The organism is Arenicella sp. 4NH20-0111, from assembly GCF_040366405.1.
Lineage (GTDB): Bacteria > Pseudomonadota > Gammaproteobacteria > Arenicellales > Arenicellaceae > Arenicella.
In genome coordinates this window covers 738,721-756,910 of sequence record NZ_BAABWF010000001.1, presented here as the reverse complement: position 1 = coordinate 756,910, position 18,190 = coordinate 738,721, and the positions used below count along the sequence as shown (strand labels likewise).

The 18,190-nt window shown below is 45.0% G+C and carries 18 protein-coding genes; 10 read left to right on the top strand and 8 right to left on the bottom strand.

All coding sequences use genetic code 11. The features are described from left to right. The first annotated feature begins 57 nt into the window (after positions 1–57). On the top strand, positions 58–1,320 hold the full coding sequence (locus tag ABWW54_RS03240; RefSeq protein ID WP_353410056.1) for an alpha/beta hydrolase family protein: 1,263 nt from the start codon (positions 58–60) through the stop codon (positions 1,318–1,320). Here ABWW54_RS03240 and ABWW54_RS03235 read toward each other — a convergent pair. The 4 genes from ABWW54_RS03235 to ABWW54_RS03220 form a co-directional block, all read right to left on the bottom strand. Continuing rightward, complete coding sequence (locus tag ABWW54_RS03235; protein ID WP_353410054.1) at positions 1,232–2,482, bottom strand: HEAT repeat domain-containing protein; 1,251 nt, start codon at positions 2,480–2,482, stop codon at positions 1,232–1,234. The two genes, ABWW54_RS03240 and ABWW54_RS03235, sit on opposite strands and share 89 nt — an antisense overlap. A gap of 4 nt (positions 2,483–2,486) precedes the next feature. Continuing rightward, on the bottom strand, positions 2,487–3,683 hold the full coding sequence (locus ABWW54_RS03230; RefSeq protein ID WP_353410052.1) for a HEAT repeat domain-containing protein: 1,197 nt from the start codon (positions 3,681–3,683) through the stop codon (positions 2,487–2,489). A 124-nt stretch (positions 3,684–3,807) separates the two neighbouring features. Then, a complete protein-coding gene (locus ABWW54_RS03225; RefSeq protein WP_353410050.1) occupies positions 3,808–4,653 on the bottom strand; it encodes an anti-sigma factor in 846 nt (281 codons plus the stop codon). Beyond that, positions 4,637–5,209 (bottom strand): RNA polymerase sigma factor, encoded by a 573-nt coding sequence (locus ABWW54_RS03220; RefSeq protein WP_353410048.1) that lies wholly within the window; start codon positions 5,207–5,209, stop codon positions 4,637–4,639. Before ABWW54_RS03220 ends, ABWW54_RS03225 begins: the two co-directional genes overlap by 17 nt. 169 nt (positions 5,210–5,378) lie before the next feature. Between ABWW54_RS03220 and ABWW54_RS03215 the strand changes: the two genes are divergently transcribed. Both ABWW54_RS03215 and ABWW54_RS03210 read left to right on the top strand, forming a co-directional pair. After that, a complete protein-coding gene (locus tag ABWW54_RS03215) occupies positions 5,379–6,887 on the top strand; it encodes a WS/DGAT/MGAT family O-acyltransferase (protein WP_353410046.1) in 1,509 nt (502 codons plus the stop codon). 100 nt (positions 6,888–6,987) lie between these two features. Next, positions 6,988–7,707 (top strand): RluA family pseudouridine synthase, encoded by a 720-nt coding sequence (locus ABWW54_RS03210; protein WP_353410044.1) that lies wholly within the window; start codon positions 6,988–6,990, stop codon positions 7,705–7,707. Between the two features lie 73 nt (positions 7,708–7,780). Here the strand turns inward: ABWW54_RS03210 and ABWW54_RS03205 are convergent, their stop codons facing one another. Then, positions 7,781–8,215: a tellurite resistance TerB family protein gene (locus ABWW54_RS03205; protein WP_353410042.1), complete on the bottom strand. Its 435-nt coding sequence runs from the start codon at positions 8,213–8,215 to the stop codon at positions 7,781–7,783. A 191-nt stretch (positions 8,216–8,406) separates the two neighbouring features. On the opposite strand from ABWW54_RS03205, the gene ABWW54_RS03200 reads away from it, so the two are divergent. The 3 genes from ABWW54_RS03200 to ABWW54_RS03190 all read left to right on the top strand — a co-directional run bounded on the left by ABWW54_RS03200 (position 8,407) and on the right by ABWW54_RS03190 (position 10,940). Then, positions 8,407–8,919, top strand: a complete 513-nt coding sequence (locus tag ABWW54_RS03200; RefSeq protein ID WP_353410040.1) for a TIGR00645 family protein — start codon at positions 8,407–8,409, stop codon at positions 8,917–8,919. Between the two features lie 98 nt (positions 8,920–9,017). Continuing rightward, positions 9,018–9,752 carry an SDR family NAD(P)-dependent oxidoreductase gene (locus tag ABWW54_RS03195; RefSeq protein WP_353410038.1) on the top strand — a complete coding sequence of 245 codons (735 nt, stop codon included), beginning with the start codon at positions 9,018–9,020 and terminating at the stop codon, positions 9,750–9,752. A gap of 120 nt (positions 9,753–9,872) precedes the next feature. Then, positions 9,873–10,940: an alpha/beta hydrolase gene (locus ABWW54_RS03190; protein WP_353410036.1), complete on the top strand. Its 1,068-nt coding sequence runs from the start codon at positions 9,873–9,875 to the stop codon at positions 10,938–10,940. Between the two features lie 77 nt (positions 10,941–11,017). Here the strand turns inward: ABWW54_RS03190 and ABWW54_RS03185 are convergent, their stop codons facing one another. Both ABWW54_RS03185 and ABWW54_RS03180 read right to left on the bottom strand, forming a co-directional pair. Beyond that, on the bottom strand, positions 11,018–12,100 hold the full coding sequence (locus ABWW54_RS03185) for a glycoside hydrolase family 5 protein (protein ID WP_353410034.1): 1,083 nt from the start codon (positions 12,098–12,100) through the stop codon (positions 11,018–11,020). Between the two features lie 222 nt (positions 12,101–12,322). Then, positions 12,323–12,865: a RebB family R body protein gene (locus ABWW54_RS03180; protein ID WP_353410032.1), complete on the bottom strand. Its 543-nt coding sequence runs from the start codon at positions 12,863–12,865 to the stop codon at positions 12,323–12,325. A gap of 340 nt (positions 12,866–13,205) precedes the next feature. Between ABWW54_RS03180 and ABWW54_RS03175 the strand changes: the two genes are divergently transcribed. The 4 genes from ABWW54_RS03175 (at position 13,206) to ABWW54_RS03160 (ending at position 17,634) form a co-directional block, all read left to right on the top strand. Further along, the gene (locus ABWW54_RS03175; RefSeq protein WP_353410030.1) at positions 13,206–13,961 is read left to right on the top strand and encodes a HEAT repeat domain-containing protein; all 756 of its coding nucleotides are present in this window, start codon (positions 13,206–13,208) and stop codon (positions 13,959–13,961) included. After that, complete coding sequence (locus ABWW54_RS03170; RefSeq protein ID WP_353410028.1) at positions 13,958–15,622, top strand: tetratricopeptide repeat protein; 1,665 nt, start codon at positions 13,958–13,960, stop codon at positions 15,620–15,622. Before ABWW54_RS03175 ends, ABWW54_RS03170 begins: the two co-directional genes overlap by 4 nt. 97 nt (positions 15,623–15,719) lie before the next feature. Next, the gene (locus tag ABWW54_RS03165; protein ID WP_502907748.1) at positions 15,720–16,928 is read left to right on the top strand and encodes a dipeptidase; all 1,209 of its coding nucleotides are present in this window, start codon (positions 15,720–15,722) and stop codon (positions 16,926–16,928) included. 46 nt (positions 16,929–16,974) lie between these two features. Beyond that, a complete protein-coding gene (locus ABWW54_RS03160; protein ID WP_353410026.1) occupies positions 16,975–17,634 on the top strand; it encodes a DUF1294 domain-containing protein in 660 nt (219 codons plus the stop codon). A 5-nt stretch (positions 17,635–17,639) separates the two neighbouring features. Here the strand turns inward: ABWW54_RS03160 and ABWW54_RS03155 are convergent, their stop codons facing one another. Next, entirely contained in the window at positions 17,640–18,164 is a 525-nt protein-coding gene (locus ABWW54_RS03155; RefSeq protein ID WP_353410024.1) for an SRPBCC family protein, read from the bottom strand. Positions 18,165–18,190: the final 26 nt, after the last annotated feature.

The following is an 18,190-nucleotide window of genomic DNA, read 5'->3' as shown; positions in this document are numbered from 1 at the left end:
AGCCCCAAACAATAACGTTGTCAGCCGTACGTTGGGTGAACATGCTAAAGTTGGTGTATGAAAATAATAAAAACGTTCACCAAATTGCTGTTTTGGGCTTGCGTCCTTGCCAGCCTGTTACTACTTAGTCTTTGGCTTCTTCACCCACCCACAGATCTAATCAATACCAGCAAATCGAAAGAGTGGCTTGAGCAAGGGGACTTTGACGTTGAGAAAGAGCGCTTAACGATCATTGACACTGATCGCGAAACGCCAGCCATGGGCGGGTTCAAAGGCGATCGTAAACGAACGTTAAAAGGCAACATTTGGTTTCCCAAAGGTCAATCAGGTGACCTCCCTTTAATTGTGTACAGCCATGGGTTTGGCGGCCAAAACAACGAAAGCCGCCACATTGCTAACTATTTGGCTCGAAACGGCTACGTGGTTGCGTCCGTTAACTTTCCATTGAGCACAATGCGATCTCCTGCGGATGTTCCTCAACTTCTAGATGTAGCAAACCAACCGGGGGATGTAAGCGCCGTCATCAGTCATGTTTTACAGCTTAACCAAGATTCGAACAGCGCACTGTTTCAGCGTATCGATGAATCGTCTATTGGCGCCATGGGTTTGTCTTTAGGTGGTCTAACAACCGCATTAGTCTCATATCATCCTAAACTTAAAGATAGCCGCATTAAAGCCTCTGTCATGATGGCGCCTCCATTGGAAGCGTTTAACAATCAATTTTTCGAGAGCAACCCCGACCTAAACTCATTGCTTATTTCAGGCTCAATGGACCGAGTCGTTCCTGAGCAAAAAAATGCCACTAATGTGATGAAACGTCACGCGCGCGGGTGGTTTATCAGTATCGATAAGGGCACGCATTTGGGGTTCGCCAACATTGGAAATCCCTTGCGATGGATGGACAACCCAGATGACTTGGGTTGCCTGTTTATGGATATGATGTTGTCCAAGCTCGAACTGCCCGAACGCTGGAATGCGGCACTGCCTGATAGCGACGATGTTTTACGAGATATCAAGGCGGGTACGCCGTGCCCGACGATAGACGGTAAATCACTTAATGGTCTAAGGCAGCAATGGCTAACACGCATTTCAATTGGCTCATTTTTTGATCTGCATTTACGCGAGGGGCCACGAGCTAAAAAAGCGAGTGAGTTTCTACTAAACTCTTTAGCCTCAGAGAACCAAGAAATTACGTTGACGACACCACGCAAAAAGAAGACGAGCAACTCAGTTAATGAGTTGCCGTCAAAATCCCTTCAAGAAAATCCAGCGCTAAAGGGTCTTCTGATTGACCCAACCAAAATAGCGCTTCTTTTTTGACCGAAGCCGTAAATGGCCCATCAATCAAGTCTCTGAGTGCTGTTGTAGACACACTTGGCCTAACTTGAGATATCGAAAACACCGCCTTTTTCTTTACTGCCTCCGGGCTATTGCTTCCGACTATTTCCATTAGCGTAGGCACGGGGTTTCGACGATGATTTTGCGACAACCAAAATATCGCTTCTTTTTGAGTCTCTTGGTTAAACGCGTTTTTAGCTAGGCCGGTTAGCTTCGCCCAACTCTCATCGCTGCCAATTTGGGCCAACGAAAGTACGGCCTTGCCGCGCACCAACTCACTTTGATTGTTATCTATAATATGGTTTATCGCTGACATTGCCATTGAAGGATAGTGTTGCGCCAACCAGAATATCGCTTCCGACTGAATTTGGTCACTACGTCCAAACTTTGCTAATTGTTCTAGCTTTATGGGCGACCTTTGATCGCTATTAAGGCTTAAAGCAAACACCGCTTTAGCCACCGTTTTACGCTCCTGATCTGTTTCTATGTAGCGTAAAAGCGAATCATAGCCCGCGGCATTTCGAGCTTCTCCTAACCAAAATATAGCCTGGTACTTTCGCTTTTCATTATTGCCTTCAGCGTACCTATTAAGCAATGCATGTGCTTCGTGGCCTTGGTGCAATGCGATTGCGGCCAATGCCGAATGTTCAAGACCGTTGAGTTCAGAACCACGTTCAGTCATGTTATCTAAGTACATCAGACTTTGTTGCGACGATACTCCAGCCAACGTAACAACCTTACTTCTACCAACGTTTACTTCACACTCGCCGCCAGCGAAAAAAAGATCCACTGGCCGGCCCTTATCTACCTGAAAATAGATATCCAAGGTCTTAGAGTCCCCTAATTCGCCCAACGTTGAGGACCAACTGTTTGTTCTGTCTTCTAAGGTACAAACAGGCTGGTCGTTGGTAATCAGGCAACATGGCATACCATTGTTGGGCTCCATTCTTACTTGATACTTAAACCATTGCGCGCCAATATCGGAAATCGAGTTTTCGGTTTTGACAACCCTTTGCTTAATACTCAGTTGAAAGTCATCACTCGATGCCCCTTCAGCGAGCGCTGCGCTAAATACTGAAAGTATGAGTGGGAATATCAACATCATACTCTTGCTGAGGCGGCAGTAAAATTGTGAGGTCTTCATGTTATTAGCCTTCCTCCGTTAGAATATTCTCGAAGAATTCAAGAGCCTCATCTGACCCCATTATTGAGAGCTTTTGCAATGCCTCGCGCTTTAGTTCAGGATCTTTTTCGGCTTTAACTATCTGCGTAAGCGCCTTTGCGTTCGACTGGATGAATAGAGCATGCAAAACTGCTTTACGAATCTCTCCGTCATTGTTTTCCTTATAGATCGCTACCAACTTCTTACTGGTCTCAGCATCGCCAGTAATACCCATTTTTTGCACCGCATTGACCAGCAATGACTGATCCTTCTCGGTATTAATGATTTTAACTAACGCTTGGCTTCCACCACCTATCGCTAAGCCATGCAATATGTCTTCTCGATAATCGCTGAACTCAGGACTACGATACATCTCAAGCAGTACTTCGGGTTTTGACATCACGCCGATCAAATGAATCGCTTTCTTTTTAAGTGTTGGAGAAGACTCACTCTTGGCCAAGGCGATAATCGGTTCCCCCTGGCCTGCAACCATGTAACTGTGCAAGATCTTCGCTTTCATAGCATCATTGTCAGTGGCCCGATAAACCTTAGTTAACACACTCAATGATTCGACAGAACCTGAGATTCCGAGCACATTGATTGCTTCCTTCTGTAGATCGCTGTTAGCGCTGTCCTGAGCTAACGATGCGATTAACTCAAAGGCCTGCGGATCATCTATTTGGCTAAGCACAAAGAGCGCACGATGTTTAATTTTGATTGAACTATTACCGGCCAGCAGTCGCTGCAAAATTCCTATTGATCTTTCAGATGGCGAATTCATTAGGGAATTCAAGGCATAGAGTTTCATCTCCTCGTCGTCAATATTAAGACTCTGACCAGTTTGATCCTTAATTTCGATTTTTAGTGCATCCGCGTCATCCAACCAACGGCTGTCGGGGTGACTGCTTGCCAGCGTGGAAATACTGGCTAACGCCGCCTTAGTTTGTCCATTTTTATACTGCGAATAGGCCAGCCAATACAACGCCATGTCTTGCTTTTCCTTGCCGGCGCTGACTAATTCAGCGAACGTGTTTTGAGCTGCCTGAAATTCCTTGTTATCTAACTGAACCTGACCTTTTTCATACAGGCTGTTATTGGCCAACGAAATTTGACCTGCTAGGCAGATCGCAATAGCAATCGCTACCGACTTTCTTCGGTGTGGTTTCCGTTGATATGTTTCCATTACGTTACCCTCATATTTGGAGCCTTGGGACTCCGGTTATCTTTGCTTACTTACACTCTTTGACGTTGAGTTTTTCAAATGGTTTTCTTTTTGATCCAATCAATAAAACACTAAGCACCAAACCCTAGATAAGCTCTCGATTTATCTTGTTGTCCACCACCTTCAATTTGAATAGAAGGTCTCTGTCTGCCAATCGACGTTGTAAGCTTTGCCAGTCTGCGACATCACCACTCGTGTGATTAATCTCTAATAACGTAGACTCCATTTGCTGTAAAACAGACACTAACATCGCGTCATTTTTTTGTTCGGCCATGCGACGATACAAACGATTAAAGCTGATTAGATCCTCAATCATTTGCCTACGAGGCTCTATGTCTTGAGCGATACTCTCCCCCCCATTACTCACCAGTGTCAGCAGTCGCTGCCCTGATTCGATGTGAGCGCTAACGTTGGTTAACAACACTCTACGACCCAGCTCTTGACCAGAACGAGGTCCTTGTTGATCAACTTCCTGCTTATCAATCGTGACAATAGGCATGCTAACCGGGTCGGCTGACCATCGGCCTAGATAAAAGATGCCAATCAAGGCAAGGACTGTGAAAGCGAAAGCAGATTTGATATTTTGCCCACGTGGAATTGCAAACCAGTCTGACAACCGCTGGCTGACTCTTGAGAAAACGCTTAGATCAGCTTCCGGCTCTACTGTAACGATCGACCTAAGTCGTTCTTGCTTATCGCACTCAGCAACATTAACCGCCGCCATTATCCGATCATTTAGGCCACTGCTGGGTGCTGGAACATCGAATTCTAAGCTTGGTCCTAGAGCCTCCTTTAAAGCTTCATACTGAGCTCGCAATGCTCTTGATGGTGCGGTAGAACGAGCCAAAACCTCATTTAGCTGATTTGCCTGATCAGCGCTCAACTCGCCATAGAAAAGTAAAATAAGATCTTCTTCAGTCCACTGTTTCATATTCGCCCACCTTGTGTTCCAACGAGTTCAACGTTTTACGAAGTCGCTGCACCGCTCTAAATATTCGGCTCTTCACCGTACTCGGATTGAGCTTCAACATCTCGCTGATTTCACCAATACTTCGTTCTTCGTAGTGCCTTAATACAAACGCAACCCTGACATCGTCATTCAATTGATTGATTGCGTGTTCTGTAACCCCACCAATGTCACTGATCCACGCTGCTTTTTCCGGACCATTTGATTCAGGCGTTGAAAGTTGATCAAAGTCATAATCTGAGCACTGGCTGTGTTTCGCGTTTCTACGCAGCATGTCCAGCGCGACATTGACGGTCACCGAATACAGCCAAGTGCTGAATGTTGACTGTTGATTAAACGTATCTATCTTCAAATGGACTTTAAGAAAAGCTTCTTGCACGCAATCCTCTGCTTGCTCTTTATGCTTGAGTATTCGATAGGCAGCCGCAAACATCTTGCCGCTATTTAGTTCGACAAGCCGTTGAAAAGCATACATATCTCCGGCTTTTACCAGATTAATGAGTTCGATTTCAGTCTGCATATAACAAGTAAGACGGCGCTATTTGAAAATGGTTTTCTTTTTCTCACGTTTTTTTCTGAGACCATGGGCATTAATAGCCAGTCGGTCTAAGGCCTACCCATTGATGCAGGTTTGAGTATACTGGTTGCTCAGTGGATTCAGATACATCGACAGTAGGGTTGCTTCAAGCATGAAAAAACTAAGTATGATGGACACGGGGTTTTTACTCGCTGAGACTCGAGAAACACCCATGCACGTCGGTGGTATTAACCTGTTTACGTTACCGCCTGGCGCAGATGAACAGGAGTTTTTGCACAATTTGGCAGACACCCTTAGATCAGACCATGACCTTCAATCGCCCTTTGGTGACCGACTGAGAATGGGGCGCTTGAAATTAGCGGGCCCGCTGCATTGGGAAAAGGAAAAGACGTTGGATTTGGAATATCACATTCGTCATTCCGCACTTCCTAAGCCTGGCCGTTACAGAGAACTGTTTTCATTGGCTTCACGTTTGCATGGCACATTACTCGATCGAAACCGTCCGTTATGGGAAATGCACTTAATCGAAGGCTTGCAAAACCGCCAATTCGCCACGTACTCCAAATTCCATCACGCAGCGGTAGACGGCGCGCGCTCTATGCATCTAACGCAAAGCATGTACTCTTATGACCGCGATGCTCGCAGCCAAGGTTCGGCTTTTTCAATAGAGGCACAACGCAAATATCGCGCCCAATTAGAAAGCATACGTTCACAAGGCATGAACGACCAAGAGATTCGTAATGTGGCTGAATCGTTGCAAGAATTCCTAAACAGTAGCACCCACTTATTCGGCTCAATCAAACGTTTAATTGGCGGCTGGATGGGCAAGGGCGGTGCGTTGGCCCTGCCTTGGCAAAATGTACCACGCAGCTCTATCAATACTCACGTGGATGGTGCTCGCAGATTTGTCGCACAATCATGGTCTTTTCAACGAATTCGCGCCGCTGGAAAGGCTCTTGATGGCACCTTCAATGACGCTGTTTTGGCCATGTGTGCGGGTGGATTGCGTTTGTACATGCAAAATCACAGTGAGCTACCCGAAAAGTCGCTGAAGGCAATGGTGCCTGTTTCATTGCGTCAAAAAGGTGATATTGACTCTTCCAACGCAGTCGGTGCCATCGTCGCTGACCTTGCAACGGATATCGCTGATCCCATACAACGCTTTACCAAAATTCAAGATTCAATGATCGCTGGAAAAGCCCTTTTCAAAGGATTAAAGCCCAAAGAAGCAGCCCTAATGCTCCAGCTTTTACAAAGCCCAGGACTATTATTAATGCCCCTTGGGTTAATGAGCAAATTGCCCCCCTTTAACACCATTATTTCCAATGTTCCCGGCCCTCGTCAGACAATGTACTGGGACGGCGCTCGCTTAGATGGCATTTACCCTGCCTCTATCGTCACCGAAGGAGTCGCGTTAAATATAACGCTGGTTTCTTATGATGAAAACGTAGATTTTGGCATTACAGCGTGCCGCCGCTCTATGCCACAGGTGCAGAGACTAATTGATTATATGGACCAATCTTTGATGGAACTCGAGCAAGCCACAGGGCTGAGCGTTAAGACTGAGCAAGACGACGTTAAGTCGACTTCAAAAAGACCCAAAAAGGCCCGTAAATCGACCAAGAATGGCCGCAAAAAGATAGTGAAAAATGACCTATAAAGTAGTGTTTTACAGCCGTTAGTCTGCCTTAGCTACAATACGTTTCTTTATTCATTGAGCTCTTTTCCTTCGAACCTCTTGGTTACCACGCATCATCGATATGACTCATGATAGTGACACTAAAAATCGTATGATCGACTCATTTGTGGTTGCTCCTTGTCATGAAGAAATTGACATTATCTACGAGGATTCTGACCTAATAATAGTCAATAAACCTTCAGGGTTGCTGAGTTTGTCAGGTAAGAACCCCCTAAATAAAGATTCTGTTCATTTTCGCTTAGTTCAACAATACCCCATGGCAACGATGGTACACCGATTGGACTATGGCACCTCCGGTATTATGGTTTTGGCGCTAAACAAACGTACAAACGCCCATTTAACTAAGCAATTTCAGGCGCGATCTGTCACCAAAACTTACGAGGCGATACTTCTTGGCAAATTAAAACCCCAGCAAGGATGCATTAATGCGCCAATAGCAAAGGCTGAATTTCCCTTCCAAAAAGTATGTTTAAGTACAGGCAAGCCAGCCCAAAGTAACTATCAGGTTATTGAATATCTTAAGACCACGCACGCTAATGTGAACACAACGCGTGTACTGTATTCACCGACTACTGGGCGCACGCACCAACTTCGAATTCACAGTCGTGAAATCGGTCATCCGATCATAGGATGCGATTTATACGGTTTAACGCTCAATGGCATAAACAGCACGTCAATGGCAGAACGACTGATGCTGCATGCTAAGAGCATCGAGTTTGAACACCCGATAAATGGCGACCGAGTGATCTTCAACGGCGATAAACCAGACTCCATGCCGTAAGTTAGTGTTTCCTATAAAAAACACATAGGTTTAACCGGCCATCTATCAAATTGACTATTCAATAAACTTGGGTTCACAAACCCAAATGAGTTTCCGCCTTTTCTTGGCTTCTGGCCTGATCCATTCGACTTAAACCCAATTGCGAAGCGATGGTTTCAATTAGACCGGTTTCTTTTGCATCGATCTTATCGTCTGCAAACGCAATTATCCAAAGGTATTCTAATAGCTTCGCCCTATCCTGAGCACTCCACTGATCTCGAACAGCGACCAAAATATCTTCAGTGCTCTCGCCTTTCTTATCAATTCGATCAGCAAGTTTAAACACCTCTTCTAATTCAACTTGAGTCAAGGAAAAATCTTTTCTTAAAATCTCGCTCATATGCATCAACTCGAGCATCTTCGCCTCGCCATCACTTCTGACAAATCGAAACAAGATAATCGCAATTTTTAGCGTGTTTTTGCGCTGAGAAGATTGATCTAAGATCGTGGATTCAATATCTGGTGGCATATTGTCTCGATTACGTTGGGGGAGATTAAAATTCTAAGCCAAGATGGGCCCAATGTCCTAGCAGTGTACTGCAGAAGAAATATGAATTGGCGAAATTATATTTAGATAACTAAAACTTACTCAAAGGTAATGCCGAACTCAAATTCTATTGATAGAATCTCCTTGCTTTGAGAATACTGTAAACACTTATCATGGAAAAACTGATTGAAGGCTTAATGTATCGAGCGCGCTGGTTGCTGGCGCCCATTTACTTAGGCCTTAGCATTGCCATATTGGCGTTAGGCGTCAAATTCTTTTTCGAACTCGCTCACCTAATGACCGACATCATCGTCATGTCCGAAGCAGACATGATCCTAGTAGTCCTGAGTTTAGTTGATTTGGCCATGGTTGGCGGCCTACTGCTCATGGTGATGATGAGTGGTTATGAAAATTTTGTCTCCCAGCTTGATATCGCCGAAGACGAAGAAAAATTAAGTTGGTTGGGCAAGATGGACACGTCTTCGCTAAAAGCGAAGATAGCGGCGAGCATCGTGGCAATCTCTTCCATTCACCTACTCAAGAAATTTATGGAAGCCGAAACCGTCGATAATGACAAACTACTTTGGTATGTGATCATTCACCTGACGTTTGTCGTATCGGCTTTTGCAATGGGTTTTCTCGATACACTGTCGATGCGGGCAAGCCAAAACAACAGAGCAGACTAAAGAACAAATCTTAAGACATTAAGGTTTGTTACGGCAGGCAACGTCTGAAAAATCAAACCTGAGCATCCACGATGAGTTCTAATACAAGGTCATAAACTATGAAGGTTGTTATTGTTGGTGCCACATCGGGTATCGGACGAGCCCTAGCAAGCGTTTTTTCAGAAAATGGACACGAGGTTGGTATAACAGGGCGACGCAGAGAACTTCTCGATTCTTTAAAAGCGGAACTACCAACCCGATGCTACACCGCTCAATTCGATCTGAGTAGCGTTGAAGACTCAATCGTCGCATTTAACACGCTGGCGGCTGAGATGGGCGCAATTGATATCGTAATAATCAATTCTGGAGTAGGGACCACCAACATTGAATTCCCCCTCCAGGACGATCTCGACACCATTTCCGTCAACGTGACAGGCTTTACCACCATTGCCAACATGGCCTATCACTATTTCTGCCAACTCGGCAAAGGGCATATTGTTGGCATGTCTTCAGTAGCCGCGGTTCGAGGCGGACCATTTGCCTCCTATAATGCCTCTAAGGCTTTCGTATCTTCTTACTTAGAAGGTTTAGCGTGCCGCCGTGAATCCAGACAGGGAGATATTTTTATCACCGACATCAGACCCGGCTTTGTCGATACAGCCATGGCAAAAGGCGACGACCTATTTTGGGTTGCCTCACCAACCAAAGCAGCCCATCAAATCTATCTGGGCATCGTCCGAAAACAACGAATAGTTTACATTACCAGACGATGGCGATGGCTAGCTTACCTTATAAAGGCACTGCCATTTTCTCTGTACCGCTTCTTAGTCGGCAGAGGCGCTGAGAAACAATAACTCCGCAATACAGTTTGGTTTATAAAAAGACTCTCAGTTAGGTTCATTCCGATCGGAACGGTCGAACAAACCTGATTGTAGGTTGAGTATTGCTCTTTGTTTCTAACCATGGAGTTTACTATGACTATTCGATTATTGATCGCGGCCACTCTTTACCTGCTATCACCGCTAATCTTTGCAAACACACAATTCAATTCAACCGATTGGACAATTGAAAAATTTTCCCTTAATTCAACCATCCTATCCGACAACAAGACAGACCTAGACACTCATCGAGAAGTTATGGTTTGGCTGCCACCAAGCTATAAGCTGGGAGACCGCCGATACCCAGTTATTCATTATCTGCATAACGCAAATTGGAGCAATAGGCAGATGGCAGAGGAAGAACGGATTCAAGACACATTCGCCAGGGCAGTTGAGCGGGGATTAATTCAAGATTTCATCTTTGTGGTTGGCGATTACACAACGACACACGGAGCAGGAACCTTTTTTGGGAATAATTCAGTCGCAGGCCGTTGGCACGAGCACATTGTTAAAGAGCTGGTACCTGAAATTGACGCACGTTACCGGACGCTGAAAAATAAGAATTCAAGAGCCATCAGTGGTGATTTTTTTGGAGGACATGGCGCGTTAAGCATAGCAATGAACCACCCCGAGGTATTTTCCAGTGTCTACGCATTGCACCCCGTGGGTACCGGAACCGGGGATCGCCTCACTGGGAATTACGCCGACTGGGAACTCCTCAATAGCGCTAAGTCCTACGCTGATGTTCAAGGTACGAGTGGATACAACGATGCTTTTTTGATGATGGCTCAATCATTTGCGCCTAACCTAAATAAACCGCCATTTTACGTTGACTGGATTACTGAACCTCAGGGAGATCAATTAGTCACAAACACACAACATCTCAAAAACCTTAGAAACAACTTTTCTCTCACACGGGTGGTTGAATCTCATATAGACAACTTAAAGTCATTGAAAGCAATCGGCTTTGATTGGGGCAGATACGACGCAAACGAAGCTCACATACTCGGTTGTAGACAACTTACCCGGCAATTAACCAGCCTTGGCATCAAGCATATTGCTGAAGAGTTTAATGGTGGGCCATGGTCGGAAAAATGGGTGCCGAACGGGCGAGTTGAAAACGATATGTTGCCTTTTTTTCAACGCAACTTAAATTTTAGATAACTGGTTTAACGTCATCATTGATGGTCTCCTTCAAACGCCAGTATTTACACGCTAGCGTTTGAAAGCAATGAATAGAATCAGTCCTTGGTCAATGCATGATGAGTTGCCGTGCCTTCACCATCAACGCCGCGCACGGCAAAATCAGACTTGTAATCCCACACTGACCACCCAAAACCATGCTCTTTGCAGAGCCGTCGAACCAAGGACGCCCATCGTGCTTTAGATTCATCATCAGCGTGGTTAATAACGCCAAACTCAGATAGCAGAACCTTAACATCGTTCTTCCGTGCCCACGCTGACAACGCTTGAAAATCCTCAATCACTTTTTCTTCGCTAATTTCCGTGTGCTCGGCAGTTAATGCGTAGTGCCCTTCAGGGAAATACTCTTGCAAATCACCGAGTCGATCAGGGAATGAAACCGATTTATCATATAAGCGACCAAAATCAGTCCAAGATGCTTTTTGGTGCGTAAACAGCATGGGGTGATAATAGTGAAAGGTATAATGAACGTTCTGGTCATCCTCAAATACATGCACATCTTCAGCCGTAGAAAACTGCCCCCACAGATTCGAAGAAACGTACAGCACTCTCTCTGTATCAACCTCACGTATCGCCGAAACCAAAGCTCTGTTCATTCTATTTACGTCTTCATTTTTTGGCGCAACCGCTTCGTTTAACAATTCGAACCTAAGGTGACCGCCTTCGCCTTTATAAAACTCGGCCAGTTGACGCCAAAAGTCAGCCGCGCTTTGCATCAAATGGGGGTCTTTCCAAAGCAAGTTATCTTCAGCTTCGTTCAAAAATGCATTCCCAGGTAGATAGTGCATATCAAATATGACTCCTAACTCATTTTCCTTCGCCCAGCTCAAAGCCAGTGAAAACGGCTGTAGCATTTCGGTAATTAATTGGCCCTGTGTATTAAATAATATTCGACCATCAACAGGTATACGTAAATGGTCATAGCCCTCTGACGCTATCCATTTTGCGTCTGATGCATCAAACTTATCCTTCGATGCGTATTTCCCCTCAGCATGCTGGGCCATCCAATGAGATACATTGACACCGTGCTCAAAACCCACGTCGGCGCGAGCGAAACCAGAAGAAAAAAAGAAGAGAAAAGTAAGGAGTACTTTGAAGATTAGTACGTTTGAATGAGGCATGCGAAGGCTCCGCGTCAAAAGGTTTAACATGAATAAGTCAACCTCCTCTACAAGTCTTCCTCCACACGCCTAACTATACCCTGTTTTCGTAATTACTAACATCGTCGTGGTCTATATTCGCTCATAAACTCGGCGGCGTGACACGGTGAAACTCGCCAAGGTTTACCAAGCGAGCTTGCTACCGATTTAATAAGATCAAGACTAAGCTAGGCTTTTTATAGGCTAAGATTTTTTCGAACGAGGAGAACTTTTCTTGCTAGCCGAATCAGAAATTCGCTCACTCTCATTAAGGCCTGTGGCTGCTGGGACGACCGAATACAGGCTTTGAATACCTTGAGTTAAGACGGCCTGAGAAAGAATATTTACTTGTTGTTGTGAAACAACCGCATTCTCAAACGCCATTGACAATGCATGGGAAGCCGATAATTCTAAGGAACCCTCTGCGAGCTCTGTACTTTTTTCAGTCACCATTGCCAGCTGTTCCTTAGCCGACTTTTCAGCTTCATCATTGGCTATCTTCGCCTTGGCTTTAGCGTCATCAGCCTCAAGTTTCAGGGTCTTAGAATCGTGAGACCCGGAAGATAACTGATTGGCTTTTTCAACCAACTCTATCATTGAGTTCATGATGTCTTCCGCCAACTGCGCTGTGGCGTGTAAGCGACGAAATTGCACTTCATCCAACATCTGCAGTGACGCAGCCACTGACTTCGAAATTGCTTGAACATCGCTTGGAAAGCTTGATTTTGGTACACTGGATTGACTCATTAATAGATCTCCGAAAGTAACTCGTTTATAAGGATTGATTGGCAATATCTAGGAGGTATCACGCCTGTTTGCGCACCTGGCTGCGGCTCAGTCGTCGTGTTCTGCTGCTGACTCACAAGGAATCACCTGTAATGAAAATGATCCATTGCCGAGATGAGCATTAAATCGAAACTGACTCCTTGCATCCATTACAAGCTATTACAAATAGACAGAATCACCTCGCTGAGTCAGTCGCACTAAAACGCCATTAGACCAAACTGACTTTTAGCAGCCTCCGCTTAAGTCTTATAGAGTTTATCTATATACTCGTGCTCAAGGGTAACCAGTTGAGGGAACTAGTGTGAGCTCAAGAGAAAAATTACTGTCTGTGATCTTGGCATTAGCTGTAGCGGGATGGTGGGTTTACGAGCCAGCTAAAACGGGAGCTGACGCACTCAACGGCCCAAGTGAACTTCGTTCAATGGCACAGGCCAAGGTGGCACCTGAAAAAATGGAGCTTGACCCAGATACACAATCTCGAAATAAAAACGCCATCGACGCGCTTTTGGCACTTGATCGTATCCCTGTTGAAGATATTGAGCACTTTGGATACAGCGCAATACCCATACTGACGGAGTTATATCGAGAATCCGCCGACACCCGTAAGAAATCTAGGATTGCCCATGTCTTCTGGCGCCTGGGTTGGCAAAGCACCGAAATTGAAGACGCGTTAATGGATGATTTGGATGCAAAAGACCCGTACTTAAAGGTTCAAGTCCAATGGGGGATTGCCAAGAGCACTCAAAGTAATAAAGTAATCGAAAAACTCCTCCACAATCTTGAGAACGACCCAAGCCCATTTGTCCGTGATAAAGCCGCATGCGCACTTGCTTCTGACTTTGTGCACATTTCACCTGAACAACGCCTAAACATCATCAGTGGTTTGATCGGAGGACTGAGCAATGAAATAAAGCAGGTCCGATCCTCGTCTATTTTAGCCTTGAAAATTCACACCGGCCAGACCAAAGGTTTTGTCGCAGCCGACACACTGAGCAACAGAAACAAGTCAATTGAAAGGTGGAACCTTTGGCTAACCGAGTATGAACAAAACTTATGAAGCTCAAGATTTTCGCCGCGTTCGTCTTTGGGTTAGCCCTAACGGGTTTTAAAACAGGTGAATTTGGCACTGTAGATATTTTCTACAACTTTGAAACCACAGACATTGCTAGCGGCCCAGATACATTTGAACTGTTTGAACGCACAAGCTCAGACGTATCTCTGAGCTCTGAATACGCATTCCGTGGTGCTTACTCCTTACATATTCGAGACCGCCTCAGCAACGGATCATTTCCTGAGTTTCAAGGTTATTTTCCACGGGTCGATGGAGGCATTGTAGAGATCGGATTTGCTCTAATGACTCCAGCCCCTGAAGAACCGTTTAACGTGGCCATGGCGGGTGACGGACATTTTAATTTGTCGAAAGACGGCTTGGGATTCTGGCTCATCAACGACGCAGGCACACTCCGTCATCTTTCAGACAGTATTCCAAAACGACTTTTCACATTAACCGCTTATCAATGGTACTGGTTTGAAATTTCACTGGATATCACTAAAGGGGAGTATTCGCTTCGAATAAATGATGAGTTTGGACTTACTTTGATTGACTTAAAAGATCAAAAAAACCCTATCAATGCAAAAAATTCAAGTGTCAATAAATACTCTTTCATTGGAGACATTGAAGACCAAGGAAACGCAAACCTATACATCGATAATTTTGCACTGCGAACTGACTACGCTGACTCACCAAAGCCACTATTAGCGCCAGGGCGAAGAGCGTTATTTATTGATAAGTGGAACGACTATCACAAGACAATAGAGAACCTCGATTTTTGTTTACCTGCAAAGGTGCCCTATGATTTTTTAGATATCTACAATACCGACGGATTTGATGAACTCAAAAGTAATTTGGAAGTATTTCAGTCTTTGCTTTCATCACCAACACCAGACTATTTAGCCAGTTTTCGTCATGAATCAACGCTTCTAACCGGCATAGCAAAATGGGCAGATGGGTGCCGTCTACTCAGAGAGGACGACTACTCAAATGCGATAAAGCAACTTGAAGACGCGCGAGACTTCATAGGAAATACCCCAGCAACACAATTGAGCTTAGCGATCGCTTATGCGAATAATGCTCAGCATTACGCCGCACAAGCAACAATCTCTTTAGGGCAATCTCACTGGCCTAACGATACGCGTTGGTTAATTGCCTCGGCGGCAACCGGATTCATATTTAATCGAATCGATAACAGCGAAAACGCCCTCAGCTCAGTGGCTAACTCGATTGAGTTGGACCAATCCAGCAGTCAATCTCTGATGCGTGATCTTGGTTGGTTGCGTAATCCAGCAGCAGCAAAACTCAGATCGGAGCTCACATGGAGCCCTAAAGCTGAGGGGCTTATCATTGCAGAACAATACTATTTCTCATTGCTCTGGCAAAAACGATACACGGAAGCTGAAACCTATGCGCAGGAGATCATTGAGTTGTTGGCTGACTTTGAAATTCGTTCCGAGCTTTGGATCGAACGTGCGGGGGATGCGGCTTTACTATCATTGAACTTAGAGCGAGCGGAACGTAAATACTTGTCCGCACTAAGATATCAGAAAGAAAGAATCAGCGTTCTCCAAAAGTTAGCCGATGTTTACTTTTTGGATAACAGGGCAGACGAAGAGCGTCGAGTTCGCGAATCCATTTACGGTGCTCTGAATTACGAGCGATAAGGATCCACGGCGTATCTCTAAAACCAGCATTGCCTTAGGCTACCCTACCTTGTTATTGTATTTTTCATTCAGCTAATAAAATGAAAAGGTAATCGCAGTGCAAAAATTTTTAATACGATCGCTCTTGTGTACGTCGATTATTTCGGGCTGTATTAGCAGCCATGCTTCCGAAAACCCCGTCACTGTCTCACCTAAAGCAAGAGATCTTGCAAGGACTTCAATTATCATCGACGGTCATGTCGACGTGCCTTATCGGATATACGATAACTGGGTAGATGTCAGTCAACGAACAACGGAGGGCGACTTTGACTACCCTAGAGCTATTGCTGGGGGCCTAAACGCGCCGTTTATGTCAATCTATGTTCCAGCAAGCCTTGATGGAAGCGATGCGTCAACTTTACGTGCGCATCACCTCATTGATCATGTTGAAGCTATTGTCGGTCGTTCACCCGATAAATTTGCGATCGCAACATCACCTGCTGAAGTAACAGCTCAATTTAAAAAGGGGTTGCTCTCGTTGCCATTGGGCATGGAGAATGGCGCTCCTATTCAAGGCGACCTACAAAACCTTCAAGCCTTTTACGATCGCGGCATCAGATACATCACGCTCACGCACTCAAAAAGCAACCTGATTTCTGACTCTTCATACGACGAAAATCGCCAATGGGGCGGTCTCAGCGCGTTTGGCAAAGACGTTATAAAAGAAATGAATCGACTTGGAATAATGGTCGATGTATCACATGTTTCTGACGATGCGTTTTATGACACTATCAAGGAAAGCCGAGCACCGGTCATAGCATCACATTCATCTCTGCGTAAGTTTACACCTGGGTTTGAACGGAATATGGACGACTCAATGCTCAAAGCACTGGCCAAAAATGGCGGAGTGATTATGATCAACTTTGGGTCTACCTTTGTGGATCCCGTTGCGCGAAAATGGTCTGATGAACGGTCATCAAAGCTTAAGGAAGTTGAAACCAAATATGGCGAGAATTCTAACGAAGCGGCCGAATTCAAACGCGATTATAGAAAACACACGCCGTTTCCCTACGCAAATTTAGATCACGTCATTGAGCACATTGATTATGCGGTTAATCTTATCGGCATCAATCATGTGGGCCTAGGATCTGACTACGATGGCGTGGGAGATTCGTTGCCAATAAACCTAAAAGATGTATCAACCTACCCGAACTTAATTCAAGGTCTAATGGATAAAGGCTACTCCGACTCTGACATTAAAAAAATTCTGGGTGATAACCTACTCAGAGTTTGGATGCACGTAGAGCGCTTAGCGCAAAACGACTAGTCATTGGATCATTTGCGCAGAGAATAATGCTGTCAAGGAGAGCACATTGCTAAGAAAGGGAAAAATATTTCTTTGGAATTCAGAAAAAGCCTATGGCTTTATCGAACCCATCAAAGGCGGCAAGGTGATCTTTGCGCACGTGACCTCTTTTGGTCAGCGACACCCAGCCCCCAAGGTGGGGGAACACGTTAAATACAAGCTTGGTAAAGACCCAAAAGGGCGACCCCGAGCGCTCGACATCCAATACATTGATAGAAAACCTAAAAAGAGCAGCTCACCAGCTTCTCCAAAAAGATGGTTTGGCGGCTTGCTCGTCTTGCCTATTTACCTGAGTTGGATTTTAATTAACCACCAAAGCAAAACAGGTTTATTGTTGCTCATTGGCTGGCAGCTATTACTCAGTTTAGTAACACACAGTGCCTATCAAAAGGATAAAGTAGCAGCGCAATCTAATGATTGGCGCGTGTCCGAAAACACACTGCATTTTTTAAGCCTGATCGGCGGTTGGCCTGGTGCGATAATCGCCCAACAGTCACTAAGGCACAAAACTAAAAAATTATCGTTTAGAATCACCTTTTGGATTACGGTACTTCTAAGCCTATCCTGCGCTGTGTTTATAAATTCAAATCTTACATTCGATGAACTTCCTTCACTGCTCAATCTGGGAGGAGTACGCTCTGACATACAATGGAGCGATCCGCAATAATGTACTTAACGATCAGCGCTGTGCTTTTCAGATTCCGCGAGTCGTTGAATGGCTTGCTCTTTGACAAAATCAACCGCCTTGGCAATATCACCTAAATTAGAATGAGGGGTTCCATTGCAAACTTCGTCGAATCGAATGGTTGTTCCGGAACCCGTGGCGGACAATGAGATGGTCCAAACGGTATTCACTCCGAGTGCTTGCAAGGGGCCAAATGGCGCATTTAGCCTCAGTGTTTTGTTCTTATTCACCAGCACAACTTGTCCGTGCAATACACTGTTCCCCTGCCAATCTTCTCTCCACAATCCACCAGCTTGAGCATCAAAAGAGATGTTTTCGGAATCACCAGAATAAGTGTGATCCGAATGCCACCAACTCGAAGGGGTTATTAACTTCTTCCACACTGCCTCGGGTGGGAGCTCACTATAGGCCTCATGCTTAAGAACATAATGCGATTGGGATGAAGACTGAATATCCGCATGGCTCACTTGGTTTAGACAAAGTGCAATGAGCAGCATCGCTGTCTTTCTCATAAATATTTCTCCTCTAAATTGTGCCT